19 protein-coding genes are annotated in these 18,958 nt (G+C 65.6%); 14 read left to right on the top strand and 5 right to left on the bottom strand.

Annotated features, from left to right (window positions below; translation table 11 throughout):
• From QZW52_RS08205 to QZW52_RS08195, 3 genes are all read left to right on the top strand, one after another.
• Positions 1-1,322: ATP-binding protein (locus QZW52_RS08205; protein WP_293997183.1), on the top strand; the 1,322-nt coding region annotated here is incomplete at its 5' end.
• Between the two features lie 103 nt (positions 1,323-1,425).
• On the top strand, positions 1,426-1,902 hold the full coding sequence (gene greA / locus QZW52_RS08200; protein WP_293997181.1) for a transcription elongation factor GreA: 477 nt from the start codon (positions 1,426-1,428) through the stop codon (positions 1,900-1,902).
• 5 nt (positions 1,903-1,907) lie between these two features.
• Positions 1,908-2,354, top strand: a complete 447-nt coding sequence (locus QZW52_RS08195; RefSeq protein WP_363226360.1) for a DUF4149 domain-containing protein — start codon at positions 1,908-1,910, stop codon at positions 2,352-2,354.
• A 47-nt stretch (positions 2,355-2,401) separates the two neighbouring features.
• On the opposite strand, the gene QZW52_RS08190 is transcribed toward QZW52_RS08195, so the two are convergent.
• Complete coding sequence (locus tag QZW52_RS08190) at positions 2,402-2,887, bottom strand: YhbY family RNA-binding protein (protein WP_293997178.1); 486 nt, start codon at positions 2,885-2,887, stop codon at positions 2,402-2,404.
• A 50-nt stretch (positions 2,888-2,937) separates the two neighbouring features.
• Between QZW52_RS08190 and QZW52_RS08185 the strand changes: the two genes are divergently transcribed.
• The 4 genes from QZW52_RS08185 to glmM all read left to right on the top strand — a co-directional run bounded on the left by QZW52_RS08185 (position 2,938) and on the right by glmM (position 8,086).
• On the top strand, positions 2,938-3,624 hold the full coding sequence (locus QZW52_RS08185; protein WP_293997175.1) for an RlmE family RNA methyltransferase: 687 nt from the start codon (positions 2,938-2,940) through the stop codon (positions 3,622-3,624).
• A 192-nt stretch (positions 3,625-3,816) separates the two neighbouring features.
• Positions 3,817-5,724, top strand: coding sequence for an ATP-dependent zinc metalloprotease FtsH (gene ftsH, locus QZW52_RS08180; RefSeq protein WP_293997172.1), 1,908 nt, complete (start codon positions 3,817-3,819; stop codon positions 5,722-5,724).
• Between the two features lie 156 nt (positions 5,725-5,880).
• Positions 5,881-6,654: a dihydropteroate synthase gene (folP, locus tag QZW52_RS08175; protein WP_293997192.1), complete on the top strand. Its 774-nt coding sequence runs from the start codon at positions 5,881-5,883 to the stop codon at positions 6,652-6,654.
• 97 nt (positions 6,655-6,751) lie between these two features.
• Complete coding sequence (gene glmM, locus QZW52_RS08170; protein ID WP_293997170.1) at positions 6,752-8,086, top strand: phosphoglucosamine mutase; 1,335 nt, start codon at positions 6,752-6,754, stop codon at positions 8,084-8,086.
• 90 nt (positions 8,087-8,176) lie between these two features.
• Here the strand turns inward: glmM and QZW52_RS08165 are convergent, their stop codons facing one another.
• Positions 8,177-8,668 carry a fasciclin domain-containing protein gene (locus tag QZW52_RS08165; protein ID WP_293997168.1) on the bottom strand — a complete coding sequence of 164 codons (492 nt, stop codon included), beginning with the start codon at positions 8,666-8,668 and terminating at the stop codon, positions 8,177-8,179.
• 194 nt (positions 8,669-8,862) lie between these two features.
• On the opposite strand from QZW52_RS08165, the gene pstS reads away from it, so the two are divergent.
• From pstS to phoR, 7 genes are all read left to right on the top strand, one after another.
• The gene (gene pstS / locus QZW52_RS08160) at positions 8,863-9,873 is read left to right on the top strand and encodes a phosphate ABC transporter substrate-binding protein PstS (RefSeq protein WP_293997190.1); all 1,011 of its coding nucleotides are present in this window, start codon (positions 8,863-8,865) and stop codon (positions 9,871-9,873) included.
• 145 nt (positions 9,874-10,018) lie between these two features.
• Entirely contained in the window at positions 10,019-10,987 is a 969-nt protein-coding gene (gene pstC / locus QZW52_RS08155; protein WP_293997166.1) for a phosphate ABC transporter permease subunit PstC, read from the top strand.
• Positions 10,987-11,865: a phosphate ABC transporter permease PstA gene (gene pstA / locus QZW52_RS08150; RefSeq protein WP_293997164.1), complete on the top strand. Its 879-nt coding sequence runs from the start codon at positions 10,987-10,989 to the stop codon at positions 11,863-11,865. Before pstC ends, pstA begins: the two co-directional genes overlap by 1 nt.
• A 17-nt stretch (positions 11,866-11,882) precedes the next feature.
• Complete coding sequence (pstB, locus tag QZW52_RS08145) at positions 11,883-12,668, top strand: phosphate ABC transporter ATP-binding protein PstB (RefSeq protein WP_293997162.1); 786 nt, start codon at positions 11,883-11,885, stop codon at positions 12,666-12,668.
• A 46-nt stretch (positions 12,669-12,714) separates the two neighbouring features.
• Positions 12,715-13,422: a phosphate signaling complex protein PhoU gene (gene phoU / locus QZW52_RS08140; RefSeq protein WP_293997188.1), complete on the top strand. Its 708-nt coding sequence runs from the start codon at positions 12,715-12,717 to the stop codon at positions 13,420-13,422.
• Position 13,423: 1 nt separating this feature from the next.
• Positions 13,424-14,122: a phosphate regulon transcriptional regulator PhoB gene (gene phoB, locus QZW52_RS08135; protein ID WP_293997160.1), complete on the top strand. Its 699-nt coding sequence runs from the start codon at positions 13,424-13,426 to the stop codon at positions 14,120-14,122.
• The gene (phoR, locus tag QZW52_RS08130) at positions 14,119-15,462 is read left to right on the top strand and encodes a phosphate regulon sensor histidine kinase PhoR (protein ID WP_293997158.1); all 1,344 of its coding nucleotides are present in this window, start codon (positions 14,119-14,121) and stop codon (positions 15,460-15,462) included. Before phoB ends, phoR begins: the two co-directional genes overlap by 4 nt.
• On the opposite strand, the gene QZW52_RS08125 is transcribed toward phoR, so the two are convergent.
• The 3 genes from QZW52_RS08125 to rho form a co-directional block, all read right to left on the bottom strand.
• Positions 15,447-17,087, bottom strand: a complete 1,641-nt coding sequence (locus QZW52_RS08125) for a hypothetical protein (protein ID WP_293997156.1) — start codon at positions 17,085-17,087, stop codon at positions 15,447-15,449. The two genes, phoR and QZW52_RS08125, sit on opposite strands and share 16 nt — an antisense overlap.
• A gap of 150 nt (positions 17,088-17,237) precedes the next feature.
• Entirely contained in the window at positions 17,238-17,495 is a 258-nt protein-coding gene (locus QZW52_RS08120) for a type B 50S ribosomal protein L31 (RefSeq protein WP_293997154.1), read from the bottom strand.
• A 97-nt stretch (positions 17,496-17,592) separates the two neighbouring features.
• A complete protein-coding gene (rho, locus tag QZW52_RS08115) occupies positions 17,593-18,855 on the bottom strand; it encodes a transcription termination factor Rho (protein WP_293997152.1) in 1,263 nt (420 codons plus the stop codon).
• Positions 18,856-18,958 lie beyond the last annotated feature (103 nt).

Below are 18,958 nucleotides of genomic sequence, written 5' to 3'. Positions count from 1 at the left end.
AGCTGGCGCTGGACCTGGAAGCCAACGGCGTGCCCATCATCGGCACCAGCCCGGACAGCATCGACATCGCCGAAGACCGTGAGCGTTTCCAGCAACTGCTGCACGCCGTCGGCCTGAAGCAGCCGCCCAACCGCACCGCCCGCACCGAAGAGGCGGCGCTGGCGCTGGCCAACGAGATCGGCTATCCGCTGGTGGTGCGCCCGAGCTACGTGCTGGGTGGCCGGGCGATGGAAATCGTCCACGGGGACAAGGACCTGGAACGCTACATGCGCGAAGCGGTGCGCGTCTCCGACAAGTCGCCGGTGCTGCTGGACCGCTTCCTGGACGATGCCGTCGAGGTGGACATGGACTGCATCGCCGACGCCAGCGGCGCGGTGATGATCGGCGGGATCATGGAGCACGTCGAGCAGGCGGGCGTCCATTCCGGCGACTCGGCCTGTTCGCTGCCGCCGTACACGCTCTCCAGCGTGCTGCAGGACGAACTGCGCCGCCAGACCGCGCTGATGGCCCGTGCGCTGAAGGTGATCGGCCTGATGAACGTGCAGTTCGCGATCCAGGGCGACGTGACGGCCGGGCTGGATGCCTGCACCGTCTACGTGCTGGAAGTCAACCCGCGGGCTTCGCGCACCGTGCCTTTCGTGTCGAAGGCAACCGGCCAGCCGCTGGCCAAGATCGCCGCGCGCTGCATGGCCGGGCAGTTGCTGGCGGACCAGAAAGACCCGAACGGCCAGGTGCCGCATGAGGTCATTCCGCCGTACTTCAGCGTCAAGGAAGCCGTCTTCCCGTTCAACAAGTTCCCCGGCGTGGACCCGATCCTCAGCCCGGAAATGCGCTCGACCGGCGAAGTCATGGGCGTGGGCAAGACCTTCGCCGAGGCGATGCTCAAGAGCCAGCTTGGCGCGGGTTCACGTTTGCCGCGCAGTGGCAATGTCATGATTTCGGTCAAGACCAAGGACCATGTCCGCGCGGTGGCGATCGCCCGTGACCTGCACGCGCTGGGCTTCGGCATCGTGGCGACCAAGGGCACGGCGGGGGCCATCTCGGCCGCCGGCATCCCGGTCAAGGTCGTCAACAAGGTCAAGGATGGCCGGCCGCACATCGCCGACATCATCAAGTCCGGCGACATCCAGCTCGTCTTCACGACGGTGGACGAAACGCGCACGGCGATCGCCGATTCGCGCCACATCCGCACCGCCGCGCTGGCGAACCGGGTGACCTACTACACGACGATGGCGGGTTGCGAAGCGGCCACCGAGGCACTCAAGCACCAGGACGGCCTGACGGTGGTCTCCCTGCAAGAGCTGCACGCCGAACTGAACTAAACTCCGCGCGCTGTTCCGCCGCCGCCGGCCTTCCGCAGGGAAGCTGGCGGCGGCGCGTTTTTGTCCCTGCAATCGACCACCGACCGAGAGAGTTAGAGAAACCATGGCCACGATTCCGTTGACCAAGCGCGGCGCCGAGCTGCTCAAAGCCGAGCTGCACCGGCTCAAGACCGTGGAGCGTCCCTGGGTGATCAATGCGATCTCCGAGGCACGCGCGCAGGGCGATCTGTCCGAGAACGCCGAGTACGAAGCGGCCAAGGACAAGCAGGGCTTCATTGAAGGTCGCATCCTGGAGGTCGAGAGCAAGCTGGCCGTTGGGCAGGTGATCGATCCGAGCACGCTCAATGCAGGGGGCCGGGTCGTGTTTGGCGCCACCGTGGATCTGGAAGAGGAAGAGTCCGGCGACGCCGTGACCTACCAGATCGTGGGCGAGGACGAGGCGGACATCAAGTTCGGCCGTATCTCGGTCGGCTCGCCCATCGCGCGGGCGCTGATCGGCAAGGAAGCCGGGGATGTCGCGGTGGTGAATGCACCGGGCGGCGCCAAGAACTATGAAGTCATCGAAGTCCGCTACACCTGAGCCGGATGACGACCATGCTGAGACAGGTGCGAACGCTGGTGGCCGCAGTGTGGCTGGGGTTGGTGCTGACGCTGGCCGCGGTGGCGGCGCCGGTGCTGTTTGCCGGGCTGGAGCGCGCCGACGCCGGACGGCTGGCGGGCCACATGTTCCGCATCGAGGCCCTTGCTGCGCTGGCGTTGGCGGTGGTGCTGTTCCTGGCCGAGCGGCGGCTGGCGGCGCTGCGGATGCAGGCCGGTCAAGGCTCGGTGCTGTCGGTGAATGTGCTGCTGGTGCTGGGTGCGCTGTTCTGCACGGTGCTGGGCTACTTCGCCTTGCAGCCGATGATGGAAGCGGCACGGGCAGGCCAGGGGCGGTGGAGTTTTGGCGCCCTGCACGGATTCTCCAGTGCCCTGTTCGCGCTGAAGGGGTTGCTGCTGCTGGCGCTGGTCTGGCGCGGGGCCGGGGCGCACTGAGCAGCGGGAAGAAGGAAGCGCCGCAGGTCGGGCGCTTCCGGGGACGGTCACTCGCTGCTCTGGGCGCGCTTCTTGGTGCCGATGAGGCGTTTCTTGGACCGCTTGACGATGCCGCCGACGGTCAGGCGCTGGTTGCCGAAGATGGTGAGCTTCTTGACCTGGGCGCGCTGCGAGCCGCTTTTCGAGAACGTCAGCAGCTTGACGACGCGGGGTGCCGCAGCACGCCGGTCGGCCGAGAGGGCACGTTCTTCCTTGGCGGGCAGCGGGCGCCAGAGCACCAGCAGTTTGCCGATGTGCTGGATCGGTGCAGCTTCCAGGTCATCGGCCAGCGACGTCAGCAGGGCTTCACGCGCTGCGCGGTCGTCGCTGAAGACGCGGACCTTGATCAGTCCGTGGGCATTGAGGGCAGAGTCGATCTCCTTGAGAACGGCAGGGGTAAGTCCTTCGGACCCGATCATGACGACGGGGTCGAGGTGGTGGGCCTCAGCGCGGTGTTCCTTGCGCTGGGCCGGGGTCAATTGGATGGCAGCCATGTCGCCATTATCGTTGGGGTTGGGGCTGGGGTCAGGTTTGGGATTGAAAAATGAAGATCGACAGTAAAAGCAAGAAGATCAACAAGGCGTGGCTCAACGAGCACCTGACCGATCCCTACGTCCGGCAGTCCAAACGCGACGGCTACCGCGCCCGCGCCGCCTACAAGCTCAAGGAAATCGACGAGACGTTCCACCTGTTCCGGCCGGGGCAGGTGGTGGTGGACCTGGGGGCCGTGCCTGGCGCCTGGAGCCAGTACCTGCGGCGACGGTTTGCGCCGAAAGAGGCGGGCACGGGCGGCGCGGCGGCAGGCGAACTCAACGGGACCATCATCGCGCTGGACCTGCTCGAATTCGAGCCGATCGAGGGGGTGCATTTCATCCAGGGGGACTTCCGCGAAGACGCCGTGCTGCAGCAGTTGGTGGACGTGCTGGGTGGGCGTGCGGTCGATGTCGTGGTGTCGGACATGGCGCCGAACCTGTCGGGCATCGAGGTGTCGGACTCTGCGCGCATCGCCCACCTGATCGAGCTGGCCATCGACTTTGCACAGGCACATCTGCGGCCGGACGGGGTGCTGGTGTGCAAGGTGTTCCACGGGAGTGGATATAGCCAACTGGTACAGTTGTTCAAGGACCATTTCCGGGTGGTCAAACCCATCAAGCCCAAAGCGTCTCGTGACAAATCGGCCGAAACCTTTCTGGTGGGCCTGGGTCTGAAAAACGCTGGCAAGCGAAGTTGAGGCGAAGTCGGGTTCGGGTGTGAATGTACACATGTACACATACGCCCTGTTCAAGGTGAGGGTTGCCCCGCAAACATCAGCTTGGCGGGGGGTTGACTGCACTAGAATCGTCCTCATCTACCGCGTAGGTGCGTACCAAGCGGCACGCAAGGCCCCGACCCGGGGCGTGTTCGAATCTAAGAAGGAGCCGCGGTGAACAATCAATGGTTCTCCAAAGTAGCTGTGTGGCTGGTGATAGCGTTGGTGCTGTTCACCGTATTCAAGCAGTTTGACCGCACGGCCACGGCCGGTAACCAGATCGGGTACTCCGAGTTCCTTGAAGAGGTGCGCTCCAAGCGCATCCGCGAGGTGGTGCTGCAGGAAAATCCCGGCGGCGCCGAAATCGAGGCGCTGACGACCGACGACAAGAAGATCCGCACCACGGCCACCTACCTGGACCGCGGGCTGGTGGGCGACCTCATCAACAACGGCATCAAGTTCCGCGTCAAGCCGCGTGACGAGCCGTCGCTGCTGACGAGCCTGCTGGTGTCCTGGGGTCCGATGCTGCTGCTGATCGGCGTGTGGGTCTACTTCATGCGCCAGATGCAGGGCGGCGGCAAGGGCGGCGCCTTCAGCTTCGGCAAGAGCCGTGCCCGGATGCTCGACGACACCAACAACTCGGTGACGTTCGCCGACGTGGCCGGTTGCGACGAGGCCAAGGAAGAGGTCAAGGAGCTGGTGGACTTCCTCAAGGATCCCCAGAAGTTCCAGAAGCTCGGTGGCCGCATTCCCCGCGGTGTGCTGATGGTCGGCCCTCCCGGTACCGGCAAGACGCTGCTGGCGAAATCCATCGCGGGCGAAGCCAAGGTGCCGTTCTTCTCGATCTCCGGTTCGGATTTCGTGGAGATGTTCGTTGGTGTCGGCGCGGCCCGTGTGCGTGACATGTTCGAGCAGGCCAAGAAGAATGCGCCCTGCATCATCTTCATCGACGAAATCGACGCCGTCGGTCGCCACCGTGGTGCCGGCCTGGGCGGCGGCAACGACGAGCGCGAGCAGACCCTCAACCAGATGCTGGTCGAGATGGACGGCTTCGAGACCAACCTCGGCGTGATCGTCGTGGCGGCCACGAACCGGCCGGACATCCTGGACCCGGCCCTGCTGCGTCCGGGTCGCTTCGACCGTCAGGTCTACGTGACGCTGCCGGACGTGCGTGGTCGTGAGCAGATCCTCAACGTCCACATGCGCAAGATCCCGATCGGGCAGGACATCCGCGCCGACATCCTCGCGCGTGGCACCCCTGGCTTCTCGGGCGCCGATCTGGCCAACCTGGTCAACGAAGCCGCTCTGTTCGCTGCCCGCCGCAATGGCCGGGTGGTGGAGATGGTGGACTTCGAGAAGGCCAAGGACAAGATCATGATGGGCCCCGAGCGGAAGTCGATGATCATGCCGGAGGAAGAGCGCCGCAACACCGCCTACCATGAAGCGGGGCATGCGCTGGTCGCACGGCTGCTGCCCAAGACCGATCCGGTCCACAAGGTGACGATCATCCCGCGTGGCCGTGCGCTGGGGGTCACGATGCAGTTGCCCGAAGGCGATCGCTACAGCCTGGACAAGGACCGCATGTTGTCCACGATTTCCGTGCTGTTCGGGGGTCGCATTGCGGAAGAGGTGTTCATGAACCAGATGACCACTGGCGCCAGCAACGACTTCGAGCGTGCGACCCAGATCGCCCGCGACATGGTGACGCGCTACGGCATGACGGATGCACTCGGCCCGATGGTGTATGCGGACAACGAAGGCGAAGTGTTCTTGGGCCGCTCCGTGACCAAGACCACCAACATGTCCGAGCAGACCATGCAGAAGGTCGATTCCGAGATCCGCCGCATCATCGACAACCAGTACGCACTGGCCCGTCGCCTGATCGAGGAAAGCCAGGACAAGATGCATGTCATGGCCAAGGCGCTGCTGGAGTGGGAAACCATCGATGCGGACCAGATCGAGGACATCATGAATGGTCGCCCGCCGAAGCCGCCGAAGGACTGGGTTCCGTCGGTGAACAAGCCACCGGGCGGGCCGTCGAATCCGTCCATCAGCTCCGGCAACGCGACAGCACCGGCCTGACCTGAACCTTGAGCTGAACACCGATCCACACCGAAAAAACGGGGCGAAAGCCCCGTTTTGCATTCCACGATGACACCGCCTTCACCCGCCTCAACGTCCACTGGTCCAGTGTGGACCACCACCCGCTTCGCGATCGACCTGCAGACCGTGCGCGTCATGGGCATCGTCAACGTCACGCCCGATTCGTTCTTCGATGGCGGGCGTTCCTGTGCGTCCGAGGCGCTGGCGCATGGCGAGCTTCTGCTGCGCCAAGGAGCGGATCTGCTGGACATCGGAGGTGAATCGAGCCGCCCTGGGGCCGAATCCATCCCGTGGGCGCAGGAGTGGCAGCGCATCGCGCCCGTGCTGCGGGCCGCCATGTCATTGGGCGTTCCGCTGTCGATCGACACCTGCAAGCCCGAGGTCATGCAACGGGCGCTGGACCTGGGCGCCGACATCGTCAACGACATCCATGCGCTGGGGGCCGAGGGGGCGGTGGAGGTGGTGGCCCGTCATCCGCAGTGCGGCATCTGCCTGATGCACATGTCGGGCGTGCCGCAGACGATGCAGGCAGCACCGCGCCATGCCGATGTCGTCGCCGAGGTGCGCGATTTCCTGTCCGAGCGCGCGGCTGCCCTGGTGGCGCTCGGGGTCGATCGCGACCGCATCGTGCTGGATCCGGGCATCGGTTTCGGCAAGCGCGTGGAGGACAACTTTGCGCTGGTGCGCGGTCAGCGGGATCTGTTGGCGCTAGGCTATTCGGTGCTGGCAGGGTGGTCGCGCAAGTCTTCGCTGGGCGCCGTGACGGGCAAGGGTGCGCAGGACCGTCTCAGCGCCAGCGTGGCAGCGGCGCTGGCAGCGGCCCACTGCGGCGCACGGATCCTTCGTGTCCACGATGTGGACGCGACGGTTGACGCGCTCAAAGTGTGGAGAGCCGCCGGTTTGCTGTGATGGGTGTTTCCCATCCCTGTGCTGCATTAAGGAAATGTCGTCAAGCCTCGGTAACATCGGCGATTCAACTGAAATTGCCTCACGGGACGGGATCGACATGAGCAGAAAGTATTTTGGGACGGACGGGATCCGCGGCGCAGTCGGCACCTATCCGATCACGCCGGATTTCGTGCTGCGGCTGGGCAACGCCGTCGGCCGTGTGCTGCGGGCGACCCATGAGCGTCCTGTGGTACTGATCGGCAAGGACACCCGCATTTCCGGCTACATGCTGGAGTCGGCGCTGGAGGCCGGGCTGAACTCGGCGGGCGTGGACGTGATGCTGACCGGCCCGCTGCCGACGCCGGGCGTTGCCTACCTGACCCGCGCGCTGCGGCTCAGTCTGGGCGTGGTCATCAGTGCCTCGCACAACCCCTACGCCGACAACGGCATCAAGTTCTTCTCGGCCCGCGGCGAAAAGCTGCCGGACGCCTGGGAAGAGGAGGTCGAGGCCGCACTCGCCGCCGAACCGCTCTGGTCCGACTCCAGCGCACTCGGCCGCGCCCGCCGGTTGAACGATGCGCCGGGCCGCTACCTCGAATTCTGCAAATCGACGTTCTCGAACGATCTGTCGCTCAAGGGTCTCAAGATCGTGGTCGATGGTGCCAACGGGGCGGCCTACCACATCGCGCCGGACGTGTTCCACGAGCTGGGCGCCGAGGTCATCCGCATCGGCTGCGAGCCGGACGGTTACAACATCAACGACGGTGTGGGCGCCACGTCACCGCAGGCGCTGGTCGATGCCGTGAAGCTGCACCGCGCCGACTACGGCATTGCCCTCGACGGTGACGCCGACCGGCTGCAGGTCGTCGATGGGGCCGGGCGCCTCTACAACGGCGATGAGCTGCTCTACGTGATGGTGGTCGATCGGCTGGCGCATGGCGAAACCGTGCCGGGTGTCGTCGGTACGCTGATGACCAACATGGCCGTCGAGGTGGCGATCAAGCGCAAGGGCATCGAGTTCGTGCGCGCCAAGGTGGGGGACCGCTACATCCTCGAAGAGCTGTCCCGCCGCGGCTGGCAGCTTGGCGGCGAAGGCTCCGGCCACCTGCTGGCACTGGACCGCCACACGACGGGCGACGGCATCGTCAGCGCGCTGCAGGTGCTGCAGGCGCAACAGCGTTCCTGCAAGTCCCTGGCGGAGCTGCTGGACGGGGTCGAGCTGTTCCCGCAGACGCTGCTCAATATCCGGCTGGCGCCCGGTCAGGACTGGAAGAGCAACCAGGCCCTGTTCGCCGAGGAGGCACGCATCAACGCGGAACTCGGTGACACCGGCCGCGTCCTGATCCGGGCGTCGGGCACGGAACCCCTGCTGCGCGTGATGGTGGAGGCGCAAGACGCCGACGTGGCACGCCGCTGCGCGCAGCGACTGGCCGATCTGGTGGCCCAAGCCTGAATCCCGCCTGACCGACCATGAACAACCCGGCAGATCCGCCGGGTTGTGTGTCGAGTCAGTGGCGCTCCGACGGGTTTCAGTCTTGTCGGTTCAACGCTTCGGCGGTACCAGCACGCGGTCCACGATGTGGATGGTGCCATTGCGTGCTGCGATGTCAGCGCGCGTGACCAGTGCTTCCTCGATGGTCACGAACTCTCCGGCGCGCGAGGTGGTCAGCGCCGAGCCTTCGAGCGACGTGACCTTGCCATTGGTGATGGCCGCCGCCGGCAAGCGCGCGGGCACCACATGGTAGGAGAGCAGTGCCTTCAGCCCCGCCGGGTCACGCCCCAGGGCCTCCAGGGTCTTGGCCGGCACCGACTGGAATGCCTCGTTCGATGGCGCGAACACGGTGAGCGGGCCTTCGCCATTCAGGGCGTCGGTCAGACCGGCTTGCTGCACCAGTCGCGACAGCGTGGACAGCTCTGGCGTGGACGCCAGCGTGGCCGCGATCGAAGGGGGCGTGCCCAGTGCGGCACAGCCGGACAAGGTCCAGGCACTCACACCGGCCATCGCCAACAACCAAAGACGTTTGTGTCTGTTCATGCAAGCTCCTCGTTCAACGAACTGCACATTCTTCTTGGGTTGTGTGACGGTTCCGTGACGCACATCTGGCGGTCGGCGGGCCTGAACGTCGTCATGAATTTGTCACAATCCATCCCTAGGATCGCCCCCATCGGCAACGTGCCGTGGTCCGTACCAGAGGAAGCTACATGAACATTCGCACGATCGGCCAGACGATGCTGGCCTTGACCCTGACCGCCGCCGCCAGCCTCGCCGCAGCGCAGGACGCCACGGGTGCCGGTGCTTCGTTCCCCGCGCCGGTCTATGCCAAGTGGGCCGATTCCTACAACAAGGCCACCGGTGCGCGCATCAACTACCAGTCGGTCGGCTCTGGCGCCGGTGTCAAGCAGATCAAGGGCAAGACGGTCGATTTCGGGGCCACGGATGCCCCGCTGCACGACGACGAACTGGCCAAGGACGGTCTGGTGCAATTCCCGACCGTCATTGGTGGTGTGGTGCCGGTGGTCAACATCAAGGGCATCCAGCCGGGTCAGATCAAGCTGTCGGGTGAGCTGCTGGCGGACATCTTCCTCGGCAAAGTCACCAAGTGGAGCGATCCTGCGCTCGTGGCGCTGAATCCGGGCGTGCCGCTGCCGGATGCGGCGATCGCCGTGGTGCGCCGTGCGGATGGCTCGGGCACCAGCTTCCTCTTCACGAACTACCTGTCGAAGGTGAATGCCGAGTGGAAAACCAAGGTCGGTGAAGGCACGGCCGTGAACTGGCCGACGGGCGCGGGTGGCAAGGGCAACGAGGGTGTCTCCGCCTTCGTGCAGCGCCTGCCAAATTCGATTGGCTACGTCGAATACGCCTATGCCAAGCAGAACAAGATGGCGCATGTGGCGCTGAAGAACGCCGCTGGCAACTTTGTGGTGCCGGATGACGCCAACTTCAAGGCCGCAGCGGCTGGTGCGGACTGGTCCAAGACCTTCTACCAGGTGCTGACCAACCAGCCGGGCAAGGACGCCTGGCCGCTGACCGGGGCCACCTTCATCCTGATGCACAAGGTGCAGGACAAGCCGGCGCAAGCCTCGGCTTCGCTCAAGTTCTTCGAGTGGGCCTACGCCAACGGCGACAAGCAGGCCAGCGACCTCGAATACGTGGCGCTGCCGGACACGCTCAAGGCGCTCGTGCGCAAGCAGTGGGGCGACCTCAAGGACACTTCCGGCAAGCCGATCGCCTACAAATAAAGGCACCGGACCGAAGCACCAGATGGCCTGCTGTACCCGCTGGTGGTCGGTGGACCCGCAGCGGGCGCACTGCCTTGTCCGCCTGTCCTGAGGAGCACCCATGGCCGCTACACTCCCGGCACATTCGCTGGAAACCACATTGAACATGGCTGAAAGATCTGGATCAGAGGGGCGTCGCGCTGCTGTTCGCCGTCCGTGGGCGGACGCGCTGTTCGCCTGCGTGGCGCAGTTGTGCGCCTGGCTGACGCTGGCACTGCTGGCGGGCATCCTCGTTTCGCTGGTCGGTGGCGCGATGCCGGCCATCCGCGAGTACGGTCTGTCCTTCCTGTGGCGCAGCGACTGGGATCCGGTCGAAAACCGCTACGGCGGTCTCGTGATGATCTACGGCACGCTGATGACCTCGTTCATCGCGCTGCTGATCGCGGTGCCGGTGAGTTTCGGCATCGCCGTGTTCCTGACCGAATTGTCCCCGGCGTGGCTGAAGCGGCCGCTCGGGATTGCGGTCGAGCTGCTGGCGGCCGTGCCATCGATCGTCTATGGCATGTGGGGGCTGATGGTGTTCGGCCCGATCCTGGCGCAGTTTGTCCAGCAGCCGCTGCAGGTGGTGTTTGCCGGTGTGCCGGTGCTGAGCGAGCTGGTGTCCGGCCCGCCGGTGGGCATTGGCATCCTGTCGGCCAGCATCATCCTGGCGATCATGATCATTCCCTTCATCGCGTCCGTGATGCGCGACGTGTTCGAGGTGACGCCGCCCATGCTCAAGGAGTCGGCCTACGGACTCGGCGCGACCACCTGGGAAGTGGTGTGGAAGGTGGTCATGCCCTACACCAAGACCGGTGCCGTGGGCGGCATCATGCTCGGCCTCGGGCGTGCGCTCGGGGAAACGATGGCGGTCACGTTCGTGATCGGCAACATGAACCAACTGAACTCTGTGTCCCTGTTCGAGGCGGCCAACAGCATCACCTCGGCGCTGGCCAACGAGTTCGCCGAAGCGGGCGAGGGCCTGCACCAGGCGTCGCTGATCTACCTCGGGCTGGTGCTGTTCTTCATCACCTTCGTCGTGCTGTCCTTGTCCAAGGTGCTGCTGGCGCAACTCAAGAAAAGCGAGGGACGCTGATGCATCCCGCTGCCACCACCACTGCGTCGCATGCCTCCCGGCTGGCCATGCACCGCCACCGCAAGCGTGTCAACACCGTCGCCCTGACCCTGTCCATGGCCGCGATGGCCTTCGGGCTGTTCTGGCTCATCTGGATCCTGGTGGAAACCATCCGCATGGGACTGGGCGGGCTGACGCTGGCCACGTTCACCGAAATGACGCCGCCACCGCAGGCCGAGACTGGCGGCCTGCTCAATGCGATCTTCGGCTCGCTGACCATGGTCGGGCTGGCCACGCTGATCGGCACGCCCATCGGGGTGATGGCTGGCGTGTACCTCGCGGAGTACGGCCAGACCAACTGGCTCGGCCGGGCCACGCGCTTCATCAACGACATCCTGCTGTCGGCGCCGTCGATCGTGATCGGCCTGTTCGTCTATGGCGTCTGGGTCGCGCGGCTGAAGACGTTTTCCGGGTTTGCGGGCGTGCTGGCGCTGACGCTGATCGTGATTCCGGTCGTGATCCGCACCACCGAAAACATGCTCAGCCTGATCCCGAACGCGATGCGCGAAGCCGCCTATGCCCTGGGGACGCCCAAGTGGAAAGTGATCCTGTCGATCACGCTGAAATCGGCCCGCGCCGGGGTGATGACCGGTGTGCTGCTGGCCGTGGCGCGCATCTCCGGTGAAACCGCACCGCTGCTGTTCACGGCGCTGTCCAACCAGTTCTGGACCAGCAACCTGAACGAACCCATGGCCAGCCTGCCCGTGACGATCTACAAGTTCGCCATGAGTCCTTACGAGAACTGGCAGAAGCTGGCCTGGGCGGGCGTGTTCCTGATCACCGTGGGTGTGCTGGCCCTGAACGTCGTCGCGCGCACCCTGCTGCGCAACAAACACTGAACACCGAGGACACCCCGATGGACGCCAAAGTCGCCACGCCGACCGCCGAAAAGATCAAGGTGGCCGTGCGGAACCTGAATTTCTATTACGGCAATTTCCATGCGCTGAAGAACATCCACCTCGACATCCCGGAAAAGAAGGTCACGGCCTTCATCGGGCCGTCGGGTTGCGGCAAGTCCACGCTGCTGCGCACCTTCAACCGCATGTTCGAGCTGTACCCGGAGCAGCGCGCCGAGGGCGAAATCCTGCTCGATGGCCAGAACATCCTGACCAGCAAGGAAGACATCTCGCTGATCCGCGCCCGCGTCGGCATGGTGTTCCAGAAGCCGACGCCGTTCCCGATGTCGATCTACGACAACATCGCCTTCGGGGTGAAGCTGTTCGAGAACCTGCCGCGGGTCGAGATGGACGAGCGGGTCGAATGGGCGCTGAAGAAGGCTGCGCTCTGGAACGAAGTCAAGGACAAGCTCGACAAGAGCGGCTCCGGCTTGTCGGGTGGCCAGCAGCAGCGGCTGTGCATCGCCCGCGGCATCGCGATCAAGCCCGAGGTGCTCTTGCTCGATGAGCCGTGTTCGGCGCTCGACCCCATCTCCACCGGCAAGATCGAGGAGTTGATCGACGAGCTGAAATCCGATTACACGGTGGTCATCGTCACCCACAACATGCAGCAGGCCGCGCGCAGCTCGGACTACACCGCCTACATGTACCTGGGTGATCTGATCGAATTTGGTCCGACGTCTGATATTTTCATGAAGCCCCGGAAAAAGGAAACCGAGGACTACATCACCGGCCGATTCGGCTGACGCCCGCACGGCACACTGTTGGCACCTACATCGCCGGAGTTTTCTCATCATGGACAAGCATCTCTCCAGCCAGTTCGACGCCGAGTTGAGCGGCATCTCCACGCGCGTGCTCGAAATGGGCGGCATGGTCGAATCCCAGGTGGCGCAGGCCATGCTCGCGCTGACGCAATTCGACGGGGAGATTGCCGACCAGGTGATCCGCACCGAAGAGCGCGTGAACCAGATGGAAATGGAGATCGACCACGACCTCTCCACCATCATCGCCCGGCGCCAGCCCACGGCCCGTGACCTGCGCCTGCTGATTGCCATCTCCAAGACCATCGGCAATCTGGAGCGCGTCGGTGACGAGGCCGCCCGCATTGCGCGCACGGTGCGCGGGCTGATCCAGACGGGCGTGCTGGGCCGGCTGCGGTTCCCGGTGTCGGACGTGTCGGTCGAAGCCAGTCTGGCCACGGCCTCGCTGCGCAAGGCACTCGACGCCTTCGCGCGCCTCGACGTGAACCAGGCGCTGGAGGTGATCCGCCAGGACGACGAGATCGACCGCGAGTTCGACGGCCTGCTGCGCAAGCTCATCACCTACATGATGGAAGACCCGCGCACCATCGAGGTCTCGATCGATCTGGTGTTCGTCGCCAAGGCCATCGAGCGCGTGGGCGACCATGCCAAGAACCTGGCCGAGCAGATCATCTACATCGTCAAGGGCACCGACGTGCGGCACAACACGCCCGATGCGGTGGCCAACATGGTGCGGTGACATGGTCCGTGTGCGGGTGCTGGTGGTCGAGGACGAGCCGGCGATTGCCGAGCTGATCGCGATCCACCTGCGGCACGCCGGCTTTGAGGCGGTGCTCGCGGCCTCGGCCGAGCAGGCACAAGCGGCCCTCGACGCCGTGTTGCCCGATCTGGTGCTGCTGGACTGGATGCTGCCGGGCGCCACCGGTGTGGAGCTGACGCGGCGCTGGCGGCAGGCGCCGCGCTCGCGGGAGCTGCCCATCTTGCTGCTCACCGCCCGTGCCGAAGAAAAAGACAAGATCGCCGGTCTTGACGCGGGTGCGGACGACTACCTGATCAAGCCGTTTTCGCCGGGGGAGTTGCTGGCGCGCATCCGCGCGGTGCTGCGCCGGCGGGCACCGATGGCGAGCGACACGGTCATCGAGATGGCGGGCCTGCGGCTCGACCCCAGCACCCGCCGTGTCCACCATGGCACGACCGAGTGCCGCCTCGGGCCGACCGAGTTCAAGCTGCTGCATTACCTGATGACCCACCCCGAGCATGTCCACAGCCGTCCGCAGTTGCTCGACCGCGTCTGGGGCGACCATGTGTTCATCGAGGAGCGCACCGTCGATGTCCACATCAAGCGCCTGCGCGAGGCCCTGCAGCCGGTGGATTGCGCGCAGTGGATCGAGACCGTGCGGGGCATGGGCTACCGCATCACCCACAAGGGCGCGCCATGAGCCTGGTTCTGCGGCGTTTGTTCGCGACGCTGCTGCTCATGAGTCTGCTGGCGATGGTGGGTGGTCTGGTGGGTCTGCGGCTGCACGCGCCGGTGCTCGGCACTTGGGTCGGGGCGTTCCTGGGGGTGCTGCTGGCCGGCTGGCGGGACGCACGCCGGGCGGGGCGGCTCGTGTCCTGGCTGCGCAGTGACCTCGACGGCGACGCTCCACGCGATGGCCAGCTCTGGGGCGAGATGGCCTACCGCACCGAGCGCGCCCTGCGCCAGCGCGAACGCGCCTTGGCGGCCGAGCGCCAGCGCCTGGGCGAGTTCCTGCGGGCGATCGAGGCGTCGCCCAATGGCGTCATCCTGCTCGATGCCGAGGAGCAGATTCTCTGGCTGAACCAGATCGGTGCCGTCCACCTCGGGCTGGACCCGCAGCGCGACCTCGGCCAGCGCATCACCAACCTGGTGCGGTCCCCCGCGTTCGTGACAGGTTTGCAGGCCGGGGAGAGCAGCGAGGCCATCAGCCTGCCGCACTACCAGTCGCGGTTGTCGCTGTCCTTGCTGGTGCGGGCCTACGGCGAGGGCCAGCGCCTGCTCTTGACACAGGATGTCACCGAGCGCCTGCAGGCCGAGGCCATGCGGCGCGACTTCGTGGCCAATGTGTCGCACGAGATCCGCACGCCGCTGACCGTGCTGGTCGGGTTTGTCGAAACGCTGGCGAGCCTGCCGCTGGACGGGTCCGAGCGCCAGCGCCTGCTCGGCCTGATGGGCCAGCAGACCCACCGGATGCAGACCCTCGTGGCCGATCTGCTGACACTGGCCCAACTGGAGGGCAGTCCGCAGCCCTCGGCCGACCAGTGGATCTCGACGCAGGAGCTGCTGGCGCAGGTCGAGGTGGAGGCGCGCGGACTCTCGCGCGGCCGGCACCTGATCCAGTTCCCCGACGAGGACACGCTGCGGGCGCAGGCGGCCGACATCGCTGGCATCCGCTCCGAGTTGTTGTCCGCACTGACCAATCTGACCAGCAACGCCGTGCGCTACACGCCGGAAGGCGGGCGGGTGTCGGTGTCCTGGACGCTGCGGCCTTCGGGGGGCGGCACGTTCGAGGTGCGCGACAGCGGCATCGGGATCGCCCGCGAACACCTGCCGCGCCTGACCGAACGTTTCTACCGCGTCGATGGCAGCCGTTCGCGCGAGACGGGCGGCACCGGACTGGGCCTGTCCATCGTCAAGCACGTCGCCCAGCGCCACGGTGCCGAGCTGGAACTGGACAGCGAGCCGGGCAAGGGTTCGGTGTTCCGCATCACGTTTCCGGCTGCGCGGGTGCGCTTGCGCAACGGTCAGGGCCGCCGGTAGATCAGCATGATTTCGTCCCGGTCGGCCGGGCGTCGCTCACGGGCGACCAGCGTCCAGCCCGGCAATTCGGGGGTTTGCTGCTGTGCCTCGGGGAGGTTGCGGGGTTCCTTGTAGCCCATCAACAGCCAGCGGCAGTCGGTGGCCCGCGGGTCCAGCGACAGGCGCCATGTGCCATGCACCTCCAGCGCCGCCAACTGGCTGCGCGAGACATTCTGCGTCGCCACACAGCCGGTGGGCGGCAGGTGGGTGGCCAGGCGCTGCACCAGCGGGCGGTAGCTGCGCGCATGGTCGAGCAGCGGCAGCCACAGCGTCATCAGCAGCAGCCAGCTCAGCGCCACGCCACCGGCCGGCAGCACCATGCTTTTCCAGAGTGCATGGCGGTGGTGTCCCGTGCGCCACCGCACCAGGGCCAGCCAGGCGACCGTGCCTGCCAGCGCGATGCCCAGCGCCATCAGATTGAACTGCGGCACGAACTCCGGCACCAGACGTGCCACGTTGGCGGCGGGTTGTGCTGGAACGCCGGTGTGCATGGCGATGTAGATCACCCAGATGACCAGTGCGCTCAGGGTGAAGAAGAACACCGAGAACCAGTCGATGGCCGCACTGAGGCTGCGCTGCAGGGTTGGCAACGCGAACGCCCCCAGCACGGCCAGCGCCGGCAGCGACAGCATGAGCGCGCGGTCGGACGCCCCCATCGACGCACTCACCAGCAAGGCCACGAGCACCAGCACCAGCGGCACCGCCAGATGGCGCTTGAGCAACTGGCGGCGCCAGCGCCACAGCGTCCAGCCCGCCAGCGGCCACACCGGCCAGGTGAACCAGACCATGAGTTTCGGCAGCGCCAGCACCTCTTCCATGGGCACCACCCGCCACACCCAGGCGTCCAGCAGCGTGCCGACACCGGCCGCGACGGCGCATCCCCCCAGCAGCCAGGGCACGAGCTGGCGCGAGGCCGCGTAGCTGGAGCGCCAGCAGACCACGCTGCCCGCCAGTCCCATCAACAGACCTGTGGTGGCGGCGCCGCTGGCGGCCAGCGTGGTGAGCGCGACCACGGCGGCCACGCGGCTGTGGCCGGGACGGTAGGGAATGGCGGCCAGTGCATACAGCAGCAGCGCGGTGCCGGCAAGCTGGACCAGCTCCGGCGTGGTCTCGTGGCCGAGCTGGAGCAGACCCAGACTGGCCATCAATGCCAGCAGTGCCCCGTCTGCCACGGCGCGGGCATAGTCCACAGGATGCGCCTGGCCACCGAAGGCGAACGCGAGGGGTTGCGCGGCTTCGGTGCGGGCGAGGTGCAGCGTGGCGTACCAGACCAGGGCCAGCGTGGCGGTCAGCAGCAGCGCGAACGGCAGACGTGCCGCGAGCGCCGGGTCCAGCCACGGTGACAGCAGTTTCATGCAGGTTGCACCGATCCAGTACGGCAGGACGCCGCCTTCGCTGCCGCCCCAATCCGCGGTGGCTGGGCGCAGCCAGGACGACTCGCCACGCAGCAGGCTGGTCATGTAGCCATATGCGGTGACATCGGCGTTCTTCCACGGGTCACGGCCGAACACGCCCGGCAAGACATACGCCGCACACAGCAGCAGCAACGCCAGCCGTGGCAGGCGCTGCACGGCACGCTGGGTCACAAGGGCTGGATTGGGAAAGTGTGCAGACACGGGTGCAGAGGCAGTGGAGAAGGAGATGGCCGCCGTATGCGCCGGCGCAGAGGCGAAAAAAAAGGCAGCTCGGGCTGCCTTTTCTTGCGCACGCGGTGTGCGTGGTTCCAGGGGGCTGGATTACTTCTTGATGCCGACCTTGAACTTGTTGCGGAACTTCTCGACACGGCCGCCCAGGCTGTCGATGCTCTTCTGCGTACCCGTGTAGAACGGGTGCGTTTCGCTGGTGGTTTCCAGCTTGAACAGCGGCATTTCGCGGCCGTCTGCCAGCGTGATCTTCTCGCGGCCGGGGGCGCACGAGCGGGTCACGAACTGGAAACCGTTGGACAGATCGACGAAACAGACGTCGCGGTAGTTCGGGTGTATGCCGTCTTTCATGGGGGAGTCCTCGCTGTGTGCCGGGAGCCACTCTGCACCATGCAGACGCACTTTCCGACAGCGGAAAACGAAGATTATAGCGTGCGTGGCCTGCGCTTCAGCCGCCGCGCCGCATCATGTCGAAGAAGTCGACGTTGCTCTTCGTGGCCTTCATCTTGCCGAGGATGAACTCCATCGCCTCGATCTCGTCCATCGGGTAGAGCAGCTTGCGCAGGATCCAGCTCTTCTGCAGGATCTCCGGCTTGAGCAGCAACTCCTCGCGGCGCGTGCCGGACTTGTTGAGCAGGATCGACGGGTAGACACGCTTCTCGGCCATGCGGCGGTCCAGATGGATCTCGCAGTTGCCGGTGCCCTTGAATTCCTCGTAGATCACCTCGTCCATGCGGCTGCCGGTATCGACCAGCGCCGTGCCGATGATGGTGAGCGAGCCACCTTCCTCGACATTGCGGGCCGCGCCGAAGAAACGCTTGGGGCGCTGGAGGGCGTTCGCATCGACACCGCCGGTCAGCACCTTGCCGGACGAAGGCAGCACGTTGTTGTACGCGCGGGCCAGCCGGGTGATGGAGTCCAGCAGAATGATCACGTCCTTGCGGAGTTCGACCAGCCGCTTGGCGCGCTCGATCACCATCTCGGCGACCTGCACGTGGCGCGCAGCCGGCTCGTCGAAGGTCGAGCTGATGACTTCACCGCGCACGGTGCGCTGCATTTCGGTCACTTCCTCTGGACGCTCATCGACCAGCAGGACGATGAGGTGGACCTCGGGGTGGTTGGCGACCAGGGCGTGGGCGAGGTGCTGCATCATGACCGTCTTGCCGCTCTTGGGCGGCGAGACGATCAGGGCGCGCTGGCCTTTGCCGATCGGCGCGATCAGGTCGATGATGCGGCTGGTGATGTTTTCTTCACCCTTGATGTCACGTTCCATCCTGAACTGCTCCTTGGGGAAGAGCGGTGTCAGGTTCTCGAACATGATCTTGTTCTTGCTCTCCTCGGGCGTCAGCTCGTTGACGCGGTCCACCTTGACCAGGGCAAAGTAACGCTCGCCGTCTTTCGGCACGCGCACTTCGCCTTCGATCATGTCGCCGGTGTGGAGGTTGAAGCGCCGGATCTGGCTCGGGGACAGGTAAATGTCGTCCGTGGAGGCGAGAAAACTCGTGTCCAGGGCGCGCAGAAAGCCGAAACCGTCGGGCAAGACCTCCAGGACGCCATCGCCGAAAATCTGCTCACCCTGGCGGGCGCGTTTTTTCATGATCGCGAACATCAGCTCCTGCTTGCGCAGGCGGCTGGCGGACTCGATCTCCAGCGCCTCGGCCATCTGGATGAGCGCCGAGATGTGTTGGGCCTTGAGTTCGGAAAGATGCATGGGTGCGGACCCTGGAAGCAGGTCTGATCGGTGTCAGCGCGGGGAGTAGGGTGGCCGACGCTGCGCGCGCTTCAGGGTCTGCTGGTGGAGCATCTCCTGCGAC

Source organism: Sphaerotilus sp. (assembly GCF_013299175.1).
Lineage (GTDB): Bacteria > Pseudomonadota > Gammaproteobacteria > Burkholderiales > Burkholderiaceae_C > Sphaerotilus.
This window is presented reverse-complemented; position numbering and strand designations above follow the sequence as displayed.

Coding starts and splice junctions, on each gene's coding strand:
- QZW52_RS08120 (WP_293997154.1), bottom strand. CDS start 17,495: ATGAAAGACGGCATACACCCGAACTACCGCGACGTCTGTTTCGTCGAT.
- pstA (WP_293997164.1), top strand. CDS start 10,987: ATGCATCCCGCTGCCACCACCACTGCGTCGCATGCCTCCCGGCTGGCC.
- greA (WP_293997181.1), top strand. CDS start 1,426: ATGGCCACGATTCCGTTGACCAAGCGCGGCGCCGAGCTGCTCAAAGCC.
- pstS (WP_293997190.1), top strand. CDS start 8,863: ATGCTGGCCTTGACCCTGACCGCCGCCGCCAGCCTCGCCGCAGCGCAG.
- glmM (WP_293997170.1), top strand. CDS start 6,752: ATGAGCAGAAAGTATTTTGGGACGGACGGGATCCGCGGCGCAGTCGGC.
- rho (WP_293997152.1), bottom strand. CDS start 18,855: ATGCATCTTTCCGAACTCAAGGCCCAACACATCTCGGCGCTCATCCAG.
- folP (WP_293997192.1), top strand. CDS start 5,881: ATGGGCATCGTCAACGTCACGCCCGATTCGTTCTTCGATGGCGGGCGT.
- pstB (WP_293997162.1), top strand. CDS start 11,883: ATGGACGCCAAAGTCGCCACGCCGACCGCCGAAAAGATCAAGGTGGCC.
- QZW52_RS08185 (WP_293997175.1), top strand. CDS start 2,938: ATGAAGATCGACAGTAAAAGCAAGAAGATCAACAAGGCGTGGCTCAAC.
- QZW52_RS08165 (WP_293997168.1), bottom strand. CDS start 8,668: ATGAACAGACACAAACGTCTTTGGTTGTTGGCGATGGCCGGTGTGAGT.
- pstC (WP_293997166.1), top strand. CDS start 10,019: ATGGCTGAAAGATCTGGATCAGAGGGGCGTCGCGCTGCTGTTCGCCGT.
- phoR (WP_293997158.1), top strand. CDS start 14,119: ATGAGCCTGGTTCTGCGGCGTTTGTTCGCGACGCTGCTGCTCATGAGT.
- QZW52_RS08190 (WP_293997178.1), bottom strand. CDS start 2,887: ATGGCTGCCATCCAATTGACCCCGGCCCAGCGCAAGGAACACCGCGCT.
- phoB (WP_293997160.1), top strand. CDS start 13,424: ATGGTCCGTGTGCGGGTGCTGGTGGTCGAGGACGAGCCGGCGATTGCC.
- QZW52_RS08195 (WP_363226360.1), top strand. CDS start 1,908: ATGACGACCATGCTGAGACAGGTGCGAACGCTGGTGGCCGCAGTGTGG.